This is a genomic window from Bradyrhizobium sp. USDA3010 (assembly GCF_056429065.1).
On sequence record NZ_JBWJZD010000002.1, the window covers coordinates 74383 to 90420 of the forward strand.

Consider the following 16038-nt stretch of genomic DNA (forward strand, 5'->3'; position numbering starts at 1 on the left):
CTGCAGTCAAGCCCGTTCTCAGCGCCAAATGCCGCGCATTCGGGCGCCGATGTCGATCCGAGGACCTTGGCCAGGACCGCGCGCGGGCGCCGCAGCCGACATACTGGGCCAATTCGTCCTCTCGAACAGATTTAGCAGTTTCTCCGGAATGAAGCGGGTCCGTGACGCATAGACGTGACGGTCTCCTTGGGAATGCTGTCCGTGCGTGAAGAAGCGCTGCGGCACGACCAAGTGGAGGTCATCCTTCGCCCGCGTCATCGCGACGTACAGCAGTCGACGCTCTTCCTCGAGTTCAGCGGAGGTGCCGGCGCCCAAATCTGAAGGCATGCAGCCGTCGACCACGTTGAGCACGTAGACGGACTTCCATTCCTGCCCCTTGGCCGAGTGGATGGTCGACAGGATGAGGTAGTCCTCGTCGAGCAACGGCACGCCGGCCTGGTCGCTCGTCGCGTCCGGAGGGTCCAGGGTGAGTTCGGTGAGGAAGCGTTCGCGCGAGGAGTAGCCGCTCGCGATCTGCTCGAGTTGAATGAGGTCGGCGCGTCGGACCTCCGCGTCTTCGTGGATCCGGTCGAGATGGGGTTCGTACCACAGCCGGGCGCGCTCGAGGTCCGCGGGCCACTCCGAGTAGCGGAGGTTTCCGACCGTGTCGACGAATCCTTTCCAGTCGTCGCCGGCGCGGGGCGGACAACGCATCGCGCAGAGCGCGGCGAGCGGGTCGGCCGCCTCCGCCATGTGATCGAGTACGCGCTGCGCGGAAGCGGGCCCGATGCCGGGAAGCAGATGCATCACGCGGAAACCGGCCACGCGATCGCGCGGGTTCTCGACGAAGCGCAGCACGGCCAGCACGTCCTTCACGTGCGCGGCGTCCAGGAACTTCAGGCCGCCAAATTTCACAAACGGAATGCTGCGGCGGGTGAGTTCGACTTCCAGCGGTCCACTGTGCGACGAAGTGCGGAAGAGAACCGCCTGCTGTTTAAGAAGGGAGCCTTCCTCGCGGTTCTCCAGAATCCGCTCGACGATGTACCGCGCCTGGTCGGCTTCGTCCCGAACGGCGACCAAGCGGGGCTTCGCCGACGAAGTCCGCTCCGTCCAAAGGTTCTTGGTGAAGCGTTCCCTGGCGAGATCGATGACGCCGTTGGCGGCGGACAGGATAGGCTGCGTGGAGCGGTAGTTGCGGTCGAGGGTGACGATTTCGGCCTTGGGACTGAACTGGTCAGGAAAATCGAGAATGTTCCGGACCGTGGCGGCGCGAAACGAGTAGATCGACTGAGCATCGTCGCCGACCACGGTGAGGCCGCGGCCTCCTTGTTTCAAAGCCAGCAGGACCGACGACTGCAATCGGTTCGTGTCCTGGTACTCGTCGACCAGCACGTGGTCGAAGCGGCCGCCGACGTCGTTGGCGATGCCGCCGTCGGACATCATCTGTGCCCAGTAGAGCAGGAGGTCGTCGTAATCGAGAACGTTCTGCTTCTGCTTGGCTTCGACGTAGGCCGCAAAGAGCTCCTTCAGCTCGGCGACCCAGCCGGAGCACCAGGGATAAGAAGCCCCCAAGACCCGTTCGAGCTCGATCTCGGCGTTGACGCAGCGCGAGTAGATGGAAAGACATGTGCCCTTTGCCGGAAAGCGGCTCTCCGTCTTGGAAAGTCCGCGTTCGTGCCTGATGAGGTTCATGAGGTCGGCGGAGTCCTCTCGGTCGTGGATGGTGAAGGCCGGATCCAGCCCGATCTGGTCGGCGTACTCGCGGAGCAGACGAGCGCCGATGCCATGGAAGGTGCCGGTCCAGCTCAGAGCGTCGGTCATGACGCCGGCCTGTTCGCCCAGGACCTTGCGGGCGATCCGTTCAACCCTCTTCGCCATTTCGGACGCTGCGCGCCGCGAAAATGTCATCAGAAGGATCCGCCGGGGATCGGCGCCGCTGGCGATCAGGTGGGCGACGCGATGGGCTAGGGTGTTCGTCTTGCCGGATCCGGCACCGGCGATCACTAGCAGGGGTGTGCCCACATGGCTGTCCACGGATACACCGTGCTCGACAGCCCGGCGTTGTTCCGGATTCAGGGTGTCCAGATGGGACACTGCAGCGGTCGTAAGCATGAATCATCCCCCGAGGCGGGGGGAGGATAGTCGTTCTTGTTTTGTTTGCAAACGCGGTACGAAGCACCGGTGGAGCGCGCAATGGTCAGGATGGGGTGTTGCCGAGCGATCTCGCCAGCGTTCGCGACCACGGCGGCGGCTTTCCATCGCCTCACGGACGCGGCGATGCGGTCCGGGACGGGGGCAGTTTCTCGCCCGAAAAAAAACTACCGCCGCGCGTGCTCCGGACCCGGTCATCCTGCATTCCCGACTTTCAGATCGACAGCATAAGCTGTGAAAACGCGGCGATTTAATATAGCAATAACAAATGCTTAAATGGCATTACGGAACTTCATTGCCGTCTCCGCTTTCGGCACTTCGGTGGGCGGCCAACGCCTTCGAGGGTGGCCCAAAAGCGCTACTCAGAGAGCCCTGCGGGGGCGTCTTTGGGAAGCTATTTCGGCTTAGCTTCACAAAAAATCGGACTGTCGCGACGGCATCGAATCCAGGGGCCCATAGAATGTTATGGGCGCCGGCCTGACGGCTCGGGAGGTGGAAGCCAGGCTGGGTGACGTCGCTCGCGTCGCCGCCCCCTTGGGAAGCTAACTTCTCTAGATCGCTTATCGCGCGGTACGAAGCGGTCACCTGCCGCGCGATCTGAGTTCCGGTCCGTCCACGAGCACAGAAACATGGACCGGGTTGCAGCCCGTCAGATCGCCTAGCTGACGAGGGGAACCAGCAATTTCGTCCACATGAGGTCGAGCAACTAAAAGACTACGCGATTGAGCTTGTGGGCGGATTCAACCTGTGCGACGATTCCGCCGCTTTCGTGTGCAAGAATCGGGCTTTGGCCTGCACCGAAAGGCAGGCAGCACAGGCGCGGCGCGCATCTTGACACACAAGGCCGACCTAAGGTTGGCGCATCCGCAAGACGGTCGGAAGGTCGCATCACCACCTTCCAAATGGAACCGATCGAGGCGGGGATGGTTCGGAGAGGCGCAAGCGAGGCTGCCGACGGCTGGGCAGGAAATGAGGGGCGTGGAAAATTTCGAAAATCCGGACGGACCGGATCCGTTCGCGACTCTGCGGGTCTGGCTACTTGCCGGTCCGCGAATGATGATGGCCGCCATCGCTAAGGGGGCCGTCTGAAGTGCCAAGTTATCTCGAATTCTTCGCGGGCGGAGGTATGGTGCGTGCTGGCCTCGGCGGCCGGTGGAAGTGCCAGTTCGCCAACGATTTCGATCCGCTTAAGGTCCAGGTCTACGCCGACAACTGGGGCGAAGCGGCAATCCTCAAGGACGATATCCACGATGTCGAGGCGCAAAATCTCGGGCGCCGCGTTGACTTGGCCTGGGCTTCGTTCCCCTGTCAGGACCTGTCGGCGGCCGGCAACGGGCTGGGCATAGGCCAGGCGAGCGGGTCCAACCGCACGCGATCCGGCACGTTCTGGGCGTTCATCGACCTCATGAAGGGCCTGAAGGCCAACGGCCGCCTGCCGCGCATCGTGGTCCTCGAGAACGTCGTCGGCCTCCTGACTATAAACGGCGGCGAGGAATTCAAGGCAGTCGTCGCAGCGCTCGACCGTCTGGGCATGCGCGCTGGTGCCGTCGTGGTCGACGCGCGGCATTTCGTTCCGCAGTCGAGACAGCGGGTCTTCATCGTCGCCGTTTCGAAGTCGGCAAAGATTGCGGCCGAGCTCGTTCGCGAGGAGCCGCATCCGACGTGGCACCCGGATCCGCTGGTGAAGGCCGTCGAGAAGCTGTCGCCGCGGTGCCGCGAGCAGTGGATTTGGTTCAATCTCGGTGCCGCTCCGGAACTGAAGAAGACGCTGAACACGATCGTTAAGGACAAGCCGGTCGGCGTCGAGTGGCACACGCCCGCCGAGACCAAGCGTCTGATCGGCATGATGTCCGACATCCACAAGCAGAAGCTTTCCGAGGCCAAGAGATCCGGCAAGCGGATCGTGGGCACGCTTTCCCTGCGCATGAGGCCGTCGAACGGAAAGACGGTGCAGCGGACCGAAATCTGCTTCCGGGGCCTCGCCGGATGTCTTCGGACCCCAAAGGGAGGAGGATCGAGGCCGCGCATCATCGTCGTGAACGGCTCGGACGTCCGAACGCGGCTTCTCTCGGCGGCGGAAGCGGCCTCGCTCATGGGACTGAAGGCCGGCTACAAGCTTCCGGAGGTCTACGAATTCGCGTTCAGGGTGATCGGCGATGGGGTGGCCGTGCCCGTCGTGGCCTTCCTTCGCACGCAGCTCTTTAATCCGCTGCTGCGCTCCATCAAGAAATCCAGCTCGGCGAACGGACGCAAGCCGCGGCGCGGCATACGCGCGTCGGCAAGGCGAAACGGGCGCGGCCAATTGGAGCTTCGGATTTGAGATGCGCGTCGACCTCGCGACCGGCCTGTCCAACGGGGAAGTGGCGCTCAAGCGGCGCCTGACGGTGCACGGCAGCGAAGCGGCGCGGCGGGACCGGCGCGCGCCGTGGACCGCAGCGCGATGACGGTCGCCCTCCCGACCACCTATCTGGATTGGGAGATCGCGCTGACGCGGCATTTTTTATCGATCGGCGAGGGCGACGCTTCGCCGCTCCGCTCGTTCGAGGTCACGGACTACACTCTGACCGACGCGCTGGGGCTCGGGTACGAGTTCAGGGAGCGAACGATCGAAGCCTTTCGTTCGATGTTCGCGGCGAGCGAAGATAGCCTTGTCCGCGCGCTTCAGCACGCCGACTACCGCAAGTATTCCGGTGACGAGATCCCGGGATGTTTCGCCTACCTCGCGCTGACGATGCTGGTCGAAGGCATGATCGACCCCGACGCGAGCGGACATGAATTCCGGCCCAAGCTCGCCTCGTTTCTGAAGCTGAACCGCACCTTCTCGAATTTGACCGGCATCAACCGGATGTGGGTGGAACTCGAGAAATGGCTGAACCTCCGCGCACGTCAAGGACTGCCTTTCCGCGCGCTCGAGCTTCCCCCTGTGGAGGACTGGCGCAAGCAGATCGGCTTCTCGGTGCGGCTGTCCTTTCCGTCGCGAAAGGACAAATCAGTCGTCCAGCATTTCCTGGACGACAACGATGGCGTTCTCGGCAGCCCATTGGAATTTCTGAGCAGGTTTCGGCGGGTCGCAGACAGCTCGAAGTCGTCCGCCTATCTGAAGTCAGCCTACCAGGACTTCCTACGCAGCTACCTCACTGGACACCGCGCGCTCGCAGACCATCGCTTCTGGCGCCTGGTCCAGACCATAAGCCTCGGCAGAAAAACGACGGCGGCGTTCGAGCTGTCGCTGGAGATGCTACGGGACGAGGACGACCTTTGGTCCTTCGCGGTGTCAGACGCGACGACCGGGCGATTGCTCGGATCGTACGGCACGCTCGCGCAGGCGGTCGTGGCATGCTCCGCCAGGGAAGGTCACGAACTGATGCGCGCCATCGACCTGGGCGTCATCTTCTTTCGGCAGTCCGGACACGCGCGCTGGGAGGCGATGCCGATCCTGGCCGAGGGACTGAGCAGGGTCATCGTCGGCCTGTCGCCACGCGTCGCCGGCAAGATCGGCGCGAAGCTCGGACCGCTCGAGCGGAGCGGGGACTGGTCGCTCTCGCGGATCGTTCCGGCTGGCAGCGCGCAGGACCGTCTCGGTGCCGTGGTGAAGCTGCCCAAGCCCGAAGAGCAGATCCGGAACGTCCGCGTCTTCGGCGGCGTCCGCAGTGGCGGCGAATGGCTAGGAAGGGCGAGCTTCCTGCCGAAAGTGGCGGCCGACGCTTCGGGCCTCACCATCACGCCCCGGCCCGGCGAGAACGACGGCACAATACGATGCGAGGAGGAAATCGCCGGCACCTACGCGATCCGAAGCGAGAAGCCGCTCGACGGTCCGTACGTCGTTCAGCCTGCCGCGGACGAGGACCGCGCGTCGCCGTCATGGTCCCGCAGCCTGACGTTCGTGCGGGACGCGCACGTTCACCGGGCCTTGAGCGGCGCCAAGGGTTCGCCTGTCATCGAATGGGCCGACGTTGCGGAGATGCGGGACAAGGTCGCGCCTCCCGTGGAAGGTTGGAGCGAACTCGATCCCAAGCTGGGTGATTTGATCGAAGCGGTCTACGCCGGCGGCGGCGCCGGATGGGACGAGAGCGAACTCATTCCTTTGCTATCGGACGCCCTCGCCGGAGACGCGAGTCCGTGGGACATGCTGCGCGGCCTGCAGGAAGCGACGATGCTCGAGCCCTTCCTGAAGCCTGCTTGGAAGGGACGGACTTGGATGCTGCGGCGTCCGACGCTGGCTCCGCTCTGCTCGTCCGAGGCGGGGCTCGTCGTCGTCGACGGCTGCATCGGATCTCGCCAGACGGATGACTTCCGCGTGGCCGTCGCCGCGATGGGCGGCAAGGCGTTCCGCTCGAACGGTGTCGCGAAGTGGTCGCCGCCGCTCGTCGGAGCGACTGGGGTCGAGCCCCAGGAGTTGACGTCGAGGCTGCGCTGGGCAGTCGGAACGGTCGGCGTGCCCGGCGACTCGCCAACGTCGTTCGTCCCGACGCCGATCAGTCATGAATTCTACGTGGCGGCGTCCCATTGGTCTTGGAAGCGACGGCACTTCGTCACGGCGCGCGACGACGACGGGGAGTCTGTGCGCGTCACGCGATGGAGAAGCAATCGGGACCACGACGTCTACGTGGTCGTGGCCCGCGGGCAGGAGTTTAGGCACTTGTCGAGGCAGGCCGCGATCGTGCATGCGCACGTCGCGCGTGGCGCCTTGATGTTCGATTTCGTCGACGACAAGCTCGTCCGTTCGACGGGAGAAGGCGCGCTGCCGATCCCGGTCGCCGCGCGGCTTCGATATCGCAACCTCGGCAACGCGGGCCCGTCGGGACGGCGTCACTACGCATACTCGGCGCGAGCCGCCGATCTCGCGAAGCTCCGAAGGCTTCTTCCGGGAATCCTCCATGGCGACGGGCCGCAGTCGGTGCTCGAGGCGGTGAACGTCCGCCGCCAGTCGGGAGGAGCCGCGCGACTGCTTTGGATCAACGACAGCGTAAGGGTGGCGCGCGTATTGCCGCCCATTGGGTGAGGGTGCCGGAGTGTCTAGCGACAGCAGCAATTTCGTGGTGGGAGTGTGCACGAGGACGCAGGGGCCGTCGTCCTTCGTCGAGGTGCGGGCGCAGTCGATCGAGGGCACGATCACCGACATATCCTCGTCGTCGCACAATCTGTTCGGCAACAACGGTGAGATCGAAGTCAGATCGGCGCGGCCCGCGATCAAGGTCGGCGACTGGGTGCAGGCGCGACCGACGCTGGAAGGCCCGCCGAAGCGGCAGCGGCACGTCGCCTCCTCCGGCAGACGGCTTCTGCCGTTCGAAGACCTGTCCGGCCTCTACGCGCCGGAGGCGGCACGCAGGCTGCTGGTCGAGACGGGACGGCAGGACGGCTTCGCCGGCGACAAGATGTTCCGTATCGGCACGACCGACGTCATCGAAGTGCGGATGGTGGTCTCGCCCGACGGCCGATCGCGGATCGGTCAGCCCGACGATCTGGCGGCGTTGCCGGTCTGGCCGTTTCAGCCCGAAAGGCATCTCCGAGTGCCGACCCAGGCGGGTTTTGTCGATCTGTATGCGAGGGACGCCGGTGCCGTTCAAAGCGGTGTCGTCAACTGGTGTTCCGACGTCGATTTCGTGCGTCACGTCATCAGAAGCTTCGCGGATGAGAAGGCTGACGACGGCGTTCTGAAGCAGGCGGCGGTCCTTCTCTCCGGACGCGTCGAAGCCCTCGAAGGCAAGCTCTCCGAGGCGGAGCGCCTCGATCCGCGCGTCGGGCAGGAGATCATGCGATCCCGCCGGCTGGCGGATCTCCTCAAGTCGCGGGACGACATGCTGAAGGACTTCATGTCCGTCCTGCGCAGCGATCCCGAGGTCAAAGCCCAATTGGCCGAGCGCACCGAGCAGCTCGCGAAGGAAGCTGCTGCGGTCAGGATCGAGGCATTGGTCGGCGAGGGCACGGCTTCCCTCAAGGCGGACCTGCAGGAGCGGCGCGCGCGCGGACAGGCGGAGCTCGAGGAGACGCTTCGGGATCTCGAGGCGACCGAATTCGCGTCGATGACGGCGCGGCTGAAGTCGGTCGAGGATGCGGCTCTTGCCGACATTTCCCGGAAGAAGACAGAGTTGGAGAGCGAGATTGGCGCGCTGACGGGAACGCGCGCCGAGATCGTCGCGCAGTCGGAAGCGGAAGGCAGCCGTCTCGCCGAAGCCAAGGAGCGTTTGACAGACCTGGAAAAAGAGCTCGCGAGCCGGAGGGACGAGATCGATCGCATCATCCGGATGGAGTCGCTGCTGCAAGATCGCGGACCGGCGCGTGCCGACGACGGCAGGCCGCGGGTCCCCGGTTTCCGGGCGGCCGATCCGCCGGCGAGGCCCATCGCAGTCGGTGAGCTCGCATCCTGGATAAAAGCCAGCAATGTGCTGTCCGCGAGCGGCAAGTCGCAGTGCCTTCGTGCGCTGGTCGACGTTATGGCGGGGGGACTTCCAGTTCTGAGCGGCGACCGCGTCGACGACTTCGTCGCGGTGCTGGCTGGAGCCGTCGGAGGCGGAAGGCACGTGTCCTTCGACTGCGATCCAGCCGTCATCACGTTCGACGACCTGTGGGTCCGGCCCGGAAGCGGATCCGCGACCGCCCTGGGCCAAGCGCTGACCGACTGCGATAAGAAAGAAGCGGTGCGTTTCTGCGTGATACGGAACGTCGATCGGGCGGCCGCGCATCTTTGGCTCGACACTCTGGTGGACAAGCTCCGTCGGCGAGAGATTCCTGAGAACATGCTGGTCTGCCTGACGCTCGCCGGGGTGCCGGGCGAGGCGCTGGGAGAGATCCTCAAGCGACTGCCGTCGATAGACACGTCCGGATCGATGGAGAAGGCGGCCGCCGTTGCGGCATTCTCCGGGCGGTCCGACGAGAGCTTCGAACGCCAAGTCGACCTCACCACGCTCGATCGCGCCTCCGCGTCCGCGACGGTCGAAGCCGCCGCAAAGCTCATGCTCAAGGACGTGCACGTGGGCTTCGCCGACGCCGATTGGTTCGGCCGCGTCGTCGCCGTCGCCAAAGCCCTTCTGAAGGAAGAGGCCGACGACTTCATCCTTGGTGCCGTGAAGCGGAGGTTTCCGGCCTCACAGGGAGGCGCGCCTAGCAATGGAAAGCCGGGGCTGAGAGTGATCGAGTCCGGAGGCTCGTCGAATGCTTGATCCTGTCGGCGGCTTCGGTCGCATCAAAGACTTCTTCATTTCGTACGTGGAGACGGCGTTCCGCATCTCTGATCGCAGGACGGCCGGGGCGCGCCGCGCGTTGCTGGAGTCCGAAGGGATGCTCGCGACGGTGCCGTTTATCGAGCCCGTGCTGCGCTACCAGCAAGCCAAGGAGCCGATTGAGAAGCTGATCGACGATCCTGCCCTTGGGCGCCTTTCTCGGGCGGGCAAGGTCGCGTTCGCGGAGCTCGCGCTGTCCGGCCTGTTCGACGGCGAGCCTGCGGACGGAGAAATTAAGCGGAAGTCCACCTACCCTCCGTACGTCCATCAGAAGGACATGCTGCTGCGGGGCGTGCAGCCCGGCAAGCCCGGCATCGTGACGTCGGGCACCGGCTCGGGGAAGACGGAAAGCTTCATGCTGCCGCTGCTTGCGCAGCTCTCAGACGAGGCGACGCAGTGGGCGGCCCCTGGCCCCGGCTATCTGCAAAACCGCTGGTGGAGGGGGACCGACCGCTACAGGGCACAACGCGGCGGCGAGACCAGGCCAGCCTCCATCAGGGCGCTCGTCCTCTATCCGATGAACGCGCTCGTCGACGACCAGATGGTGCGCCTGCGACGAACTCTGGACTCGGACGGAGCGCGGGCCGTCATGGACGACCGATTCAACGGGAACCGGATATTCTTCGGACAGTACACCAGCGCGACCCCGGTGACAGGCTACCAGCGTCATCCGCGCCTGTTCGCCGATCCCGGGGAGAAGAAGCGCCGCGCGAGGCGCCTTGCCAAGCTCAGAGCCTCAATGCGTTCGTTCGAGAAGAGCCAGAATGCGGCCCGCGCGCACGACGCCCGGAAGGCCGCAGAAGTGGCGGCGGGCATCGGACTGCCCGAAGATCCTACGCGCTACATCTTCTCAAGCGTCGATGGCGGCGAGATGGTGAGCCGCTGGGACATGCATGCCGCGCCTCCAGACATCCTCGTCACCAACGCCTCGATGCTCGGAACGATGCTGTCGCGCGAGGTCGAAGAGCAGATGTTCGATCAGACCCGCGACTGGCTCTTGAGCGACGAGAACGCGTATTTCTACCTCGTCATCGACGAGCTCCATCTCGTCCGCGGCTCCGCCGGCACCGAGGTGTCGTTCCTGCTGAAATCGCTGCTGCAGCGTCTCGGTCTCGACGATCCGGCGCACATGTACAAACTGCGTATCCTGGCCTCGAGCGCCTCGCTGCCGTTGGACGCGGCGCGCGGTCCTCAGAGCCTTCGGTATCTGCGGGACCTGTTCGCGCCGTTCGGCACCTGCGTGGATGCCGACGATCGAGGAAGCACGGAGACCGAGTTCTGGCGCAGATGCGTCGTTCCCGGCGAGGCGAACGTCTTGCCATGGGATGGGCGGCACCTGTCGCCCGAGCCTTTCGAGCGTCTGCTCCGGGCTTGCGATCCGGACGTGCACGGCTTCGTGGCGACGATCGAGCCGACGGACGGCGTCCGATCCGCGCTCGGGGACGTCCTGACCGAGTTCGGTATCGCGCGCGGAGCCACGGACCGTGTCGTGCAGGCGGCGGTGACTGCCGCCGCGGCGCTGACCGCGTCCTGCGCGAGCGGCGACGGCGTGCGCGCGACTTCCGTCGCCGACGTCGCGGAGCGCGTGTTCGGAGATAAGACGAGGATCGATGCCGTCCGCGGGCTCATGCTTGTCCGCGCCCTTCCGGAGAGCAGGGACGACGAATTCAAGGCGAAGCTGCCGGAGGGCGTGCCTTCCTTTCGATTCCATGGGTTCATACGAAATGTGGAAGGGCTTTTCGGATCGATCCGCGCGGTCCCGGGCGGGATCGAGGTCGACGATCTGACGATGGAGCGCGGCGTCTCGCACGGCGAGAAGGTCGGCGACGAGGCAAGGGGCCGCCGCCTGTTCGAGCTTCTGTACTGCGAAGCCTGCGGAGAGCTTCTAATCGGAGGGCAGCGCGGCGACAAAGATTCGCGCGCCGTGGTCGAGATGCTGCCGTCGGCGGCGGACCTGGAGAACATTCCGGAGAAGGGCGTCTCCGAATACTACGACAAGATGCTGTTCGACCAGTTCGCGGTCTTCTGGCCGCGGCGGGACGAGTGGAAGGGGTCCGAGAAGAAGTTCGATTCGTGGGAGCAGGCTTCTCTCGACCCGAACACGGGCGTCGCGACGCTCGGCGGTGACGTGCCTCCTGGCCACATCGGCGGCCATCTCTATTTTCAGACGGACGCAGCGGTGACGGTGAAGAGGCGGGTGGCGTTCCCGAAGACCGCACAACCTTTCTGCTGCCCGAAATGCTCCACCGACTATTCGAACCGACCCAGGGAGAGCAGATCGCGCTCTCCGATCAGGGCATTCCGGACCGGCGTCGGAAAGGCGTCGCAGATGGTGGCGACAGAGATGTTCGAGCTCCTGCACGCCATCGGAGCGGACCCCAAGAGCATCGTCTTCAGCGACAGCCGTCAGGACGCCGCGAACCAATCGTTGGAGATTGAGCGGCTCCATCTTCGCGACCTGCGCCGGGAAATCCTCGTCTCGGTCGCAAGAGCTGCCTTAAGCGAGGCGGAAGCCACGTACCTCACGGAAGATCAGCAGAACGCATTGATCCAGGAGATGGCGAGAACCAATCCGGGCGGCATCGTCGCGATGATCGATGGCTGGAGGAGGAACTCCGGCGCGGGAGCGATCAGCGTGCCGACCCGCAAGGTCCGGCTCGATCACCTGCTGCAGTTCTCCGTCAACAGCACAAGCGTCTCGCGCATCACCTCCGAGCTCGTCCGATTAGGCATCCATCCCTTCGACGAATTCGGAAGGAAGCGGTTCAACCGACAGCACTGGTGGCAGGCGTTCAACGAGACCGCGGGCGAGGTGACGTTCTCGAACGCGCTGACACCGGTCCTGCGAGGCGATCTCTCGCAGGAGATTATGAAGAGCCAGTACGAGCTAATTGAGGACGTCATCTTCGCGAACAGCTTCTTTGCAATCGAGGAGACGGGACTCGCGTACCCATCGCTTTCGGCAGAGCAGGGTGACGCGGCGGACGAGATGGACGCGTGGCTACGTGTCTTCGCGAGCGGTAACCGGGTCCAGGAAGGACAGTATTTCGACCCAAACGACTACAAGCAGTGGCATGCCGCGGGAGACGTGCAGGAGTCCAATAAGGTGCGGCGCTTTGCCGACCATATCTTCGGCGCGCAATGGCAGATTGGCCTCGACGACGTGCTGAGGCGGCTGATCGCCGAGCATCAGCTCGGCGGCACCATCCAGGTCGGGAAGCTCTATCTGAAGATCGCCAGGGCAGACGATCCGTACTGGCGCTGCACGGAATGCGAGCGGGTTCACATGCACCGCGGGGTCGGTCGGTGCACCCGCTGCTACGCGCCGCTCAAGGCGTCGAAGACGGGCCCGGTCGAGGAGCTGTGGAATTCGAACTTCCTGGGACGCCGCATCGTGCGCGGGCATGACCAGAACATTCCGCGCTTCAGGCTGAAGTGCGAGGAACTGAGCGGTCAGACGGACGACTTTTCGGACCGGCTGAGGCGGTTCAAGGACATCTTCGTCGGCCAGGACAATGTGGTCGGGCAACATGCGCAGGAAATCGACATGCTGTCGGTCACAACGACCATGGAGGTCGGCATCGACATCGGCTCGCTGCAGACTGTCTATCAGGCGAATATGCCTCCCCAGCGCTTCAACTATCAGCAACGCGTGGGCAGGGCCGGCAGAAGAGGGCAGGCGTTCTCGTTCGTCACCACTTTCTGCCGCGGACGCAGCCACGACGCGTTCTACTTCCGCCATCCGGAGTCCATCACCGGTGACCCGCCGCCGGCACCGTTCTTGGCCGTCGATCACAATCCCATCCCGCTGCGCCTCCTGCGGAAGGTCTGGCTGAGAAAGGCGTTCGCGCTCGTGCGCGACGGGTGCATCTCGCAAGGGCTGCCGTATCCCGGCGACGACCTCACGCCGCCGGACGTCCATGGCGAGTACGTGCCGACCGACGAATTCTACGATGCGGGCTCCGCGTGGCCGGGCAAGCTCAGAAAGGCGCTCGAAGACACCGACGACGTCCGGCAGCGGTTCATCCGCACCGCCATTCTGAAGCCTGAGCAACGTCGGCAACTGCTCGACATGTCGGAGCCGTCGGTGCTCATGGCGGAGATCATGGGGCTCGCCGCGCAGAAGCCCCGCGTGCGCGGCGGCCTGGCGCAGTTCTTGGCGGAGCAGGGGTTGCTTCCCATGTACGGCATGCCGACGCGCGTGCGGAATCTCTATCTCGGTGCCAGGCGCGAGGCCGGCGTCGTTCCGGAGGAGTACGATTGGAGCGTCATGGATCGCGACCTCGAAATGGCGATCTACGAGTTCGCGCCCGGTGCGGTCCTCGTAAAGGACAAGGCGCGGCATCGCGCCATCGGATTCACCGGGCCGCTCTCCGAGCCGGAGCGCCGCGGCAGGGACGTCGTCGTCGACCCGCCGAAGTCCGACTGGTTCGGCGAGGCGACCCACGTCGCGTGGTGCGGATCCTGCGGTGCGGCCAGCCATAGGGCCAACAGGCCGGGCGCGCCCGTGCAATGCGGGGACTGCGGCGCCGACATCTCGGAGGGCACCTTCAACTACTACGTCTCGCCCAGCGCGTTCAGGACCGACTTCCGGCCGACCGCCAAGGACGTCGAAACTCCCGGTCAGATGGCGATCAGGACTGTCGCGACGATCCAGCGTGACGGCGTGCCAAGCAGGATCGGCAGCCTGACGGTGCATGCCGGCGCCGGAACGACAATCATGAACCTCAACAGCGGCGTCGAGGACGAGAACGGCCAGGCCAAGTTCTTCGGTGCCGACGTCGTCACGGACAACGACGTGTTGGGCTGGCAGAAGAACGTCACGTTGCCCGAGCAGGCCGTGGATCCGGACATCGAGAGGCTCGCCGGCAATCCGAGGTGGACGGTGACGGCGCCAGTCGCGATGCGGTTCGGTCTGCTCGCGCGTAAGGAGACGGACGCGCTGTTTCTCGAGGCGACCGGCTTCAACAGACGTCTGAACCTGGATCTCGTCGCGCGCCGCGGTGTGCGATCTAGGATCGGCGCCCGGTCCGCCGCGGTCAGCGCCACGCACCTGCTGGTGCAAAAGGCAGCGCTCGTGCTCGACGTCGCGCCGGACGAATTCGAAGCGTTGGAGCCTCGGCTCCGAGGCGACAGCCCGATGCTTCAGATCGCCGACACGCTCATCAATGGTTCGGGTCTCTGCCGGCGCTTGGGAGAGGCCGGGCGCGACGGTCGACCGGAGATCGCGCGGCTGGTCGACGAGGTGGTGGGAGATCAAGGGCAGTGGCCTTTGAGGGACTTTCTGGACGAGCAGCACGTCACGCGCTGCTCGACCTCGTGCTACGCGTGCGTCCAGCAGTATCAGAACCGCAGATATCATCCGCTTCTCGACTGGAGGCTGGCGATTTCTTATCTGCGCGGAATGACCGATCCGCGGTACGCCTGCGGTCTCGACGGAAATTTCGACGCTTATCCGGAGCTCCGTGGTTGGTCTGAGAAGGCTCATTCGCTGGCTCAGGCGGTCGTGTCCATGCGGCCCAGGACGCTTCGGTACGGACGCGCCGGATCGGGCGGCCGTCTGCCGTGCATCGAGGAACGCACCGTCGATGGCCGGCTGGAAAGGCGCTATTCGGTCGTCTATCCGCTATGGCGGCTGGACCAAGCGTCGATCCGGGAGTTTGGGATCGAGCCTGACGGCAATCCGTTGTGCTTCGTCGACACGTTCGACCTGGAGCGGCGGCCTCTGAACGCATTGAAGTTCGCCGCGAACCGTCCCACAGACGAGCCCCTGACGCCCTGATGCTACCAAGCGACTATTTGCGCGCCTTGGCGATTACCTTGCGGCAGATAATGCCGACGAGCTTTCGGGAATCCTTAGTCTCGCATTCCCAAATCCGGACGCAGCGCCATCCGAGCTTTCGAAGTTCCGCGGCGTTCCGAGCGTCCCGCTGCATGTTCCTGTCGAACTTGGCTGACCAGTAATCCGCGTTGGTCGCCGGCGTCGTGGCCCGGACGCAGCGGTGGCGGTGCCAGAAGCATCCATGTACGAACACCGCCGTTTGCAGCGACGGAAAAACGAGGTCCGGGGTTCCGGGAAGGTCTCTTCGGTGCAGCCGAAAGCGGAGCCCCAGCGCATGCGCCGCCTTCCGGACGGTGATTTCGGGCTTGGTGTCCTTCGACCTTACCCGCGACATCGTCCACGAACGATGGGACGGATAGCTTTCCCTCGGCGTGGCCGGGCGCTGAGCATACTTCCTGTCGGTCTCTAGGCCGGGCCGTTTTGCACGTGTTCGGCGAGATGCTCTACGATGGAATGCCATTGGTCGTCCGGTGTACCACCAAACGCGCTTTCTAGCCCGTCGGCGATGTGCCTCAACTACCTTGATGGCGGACCTTGCTGGCCTGCCGGCGGCTTGGCCACCGGATGAGTTCCGCCATATCCCGCCGGGGCACCGGTCGAGGCCCAGGCCGAAATGGACGATGTGGCTCAGAGCAGGGGCAATAACCGCCGATCTCGCGGTAACATACCGGTCAGATACCGTGCGATCAGCGTTCTAGACAACTTAGTTTCCCACCCATCAAACCCATATTTGTCCGGCGACGAACGTCGCCGCTTCGAAGTCGGTGCCTGATCACGGCACTGGTTTGTGCCGAGTAGCGGACGTTTCGCCTGCGTTCGTCGGGCGTTTGGGCCCACAGCCAATCG

7 protein-coding genes are annotated in these 16038 nt (G+C 64.6%); 5 read left to right on the top strand and 2 right to left on the bottom strand.

Annotated elements, in window-relative coordinates:
* Positions 1-18 precede the first annotated feature (18 nt).
* Positions 19-2091 carry an ATP-dependent helicase gene (locus AC066Y_RS03360; RefSeq protein WP_478272656.1) on the bottom strand — a complete coding sequence of 691 codons (2073 nt, stop codon included), beginning with the start codon at positions 2089-2091 and terminating at the stop codon, positions 19-21.
* Between the two features lie 1129 nt (positions 2092-3220).
* Here AC066Y_RS03360 and AC066Y_RS03365 point away from each other — a divergent pair.
* The 5 genes from AC066Y_RS03365 to AC066Y_RS03385 all read left to right on the top strand — a co-directional run bounded on the left by AC066Y_RS03365 (position 3221) and on the right by AC066Y_RS03385 (position 15132).
* Positions 3221-4450, top strand: a complete 1230-nt coding sequence (locus AC066Y_RS03365; protein WP_478272657.1) for a DNA cytosine methyltransferase — start codon at positions 3221-3223, stop codon at positions 4448-4450.
* A gap of 1 nt (position 4451) precedes the next feature.
* Positions 4452-4574, top strand: coding sequence for a hypothetical protein (locus AC066Y_RS03370; protein WP_478272658.1), 123 nt, complete (start codon positions 4452-4454; stop codon positions 4572-4574).
* A complete protein-coding gene (locus tag AC066Y_RS03375; RefSeq protein WP_478272659.1) occupies positions 4556-7132 on the top strand; it encodes a hypothetical protein in 2577 nt (858 codons plus the stop codon). The genes AC066Y_RS03370 and AC066Y_RS03375 overlap by 19 nt, the downstream gene beginning before the upstream one ends.
* Positions 7133-7505: 373 nt before the next feature.
* The gene (locus AC066Y_RS03380) at positions 7506-9290 is read left to right on the top strand and encodes a hypothetical protein (RefSeq protein WP_478272660.1); all 1785 of its coding nucleotides are present in this window, start codon (positions 7506-7508) and stop codon (positions 9288-9290) included.
* Complete coding sequence (locus tag AC066Y_RS03385) at positions 9283-15132, top strand: DEAD/DEAH box helicase (protein WP_478272661.1); 5850 nt, start codon at positions 9283-9285, stop codon at positions 15130-15132. The genes AC066Y_RS03380 and AC066Y_RS03385 overlap by 8 nt, the downstream gene beginning before the upstream one ends.
* 13 nt (positions 15133-15145) lie before the next feature.
* Here AC066Y_RS03385 and AC066Y_RS03390 read toward each other — a convergent pair whose 3' ends face one another.
* The gene (locus AC066Y_RS03390; RefSeq protein WP_478272662.1) at positions 15146-15652 is read right to left on the bottom strand and encodes a very short patch repair endonuclease; all 507 of its coding nucleotides are present in this window, start codon (positions 15650-15652) and stop codon (positions 15146-15148) included.
* Positions 15653-16038: the final 386 nt, after the last annotated feature.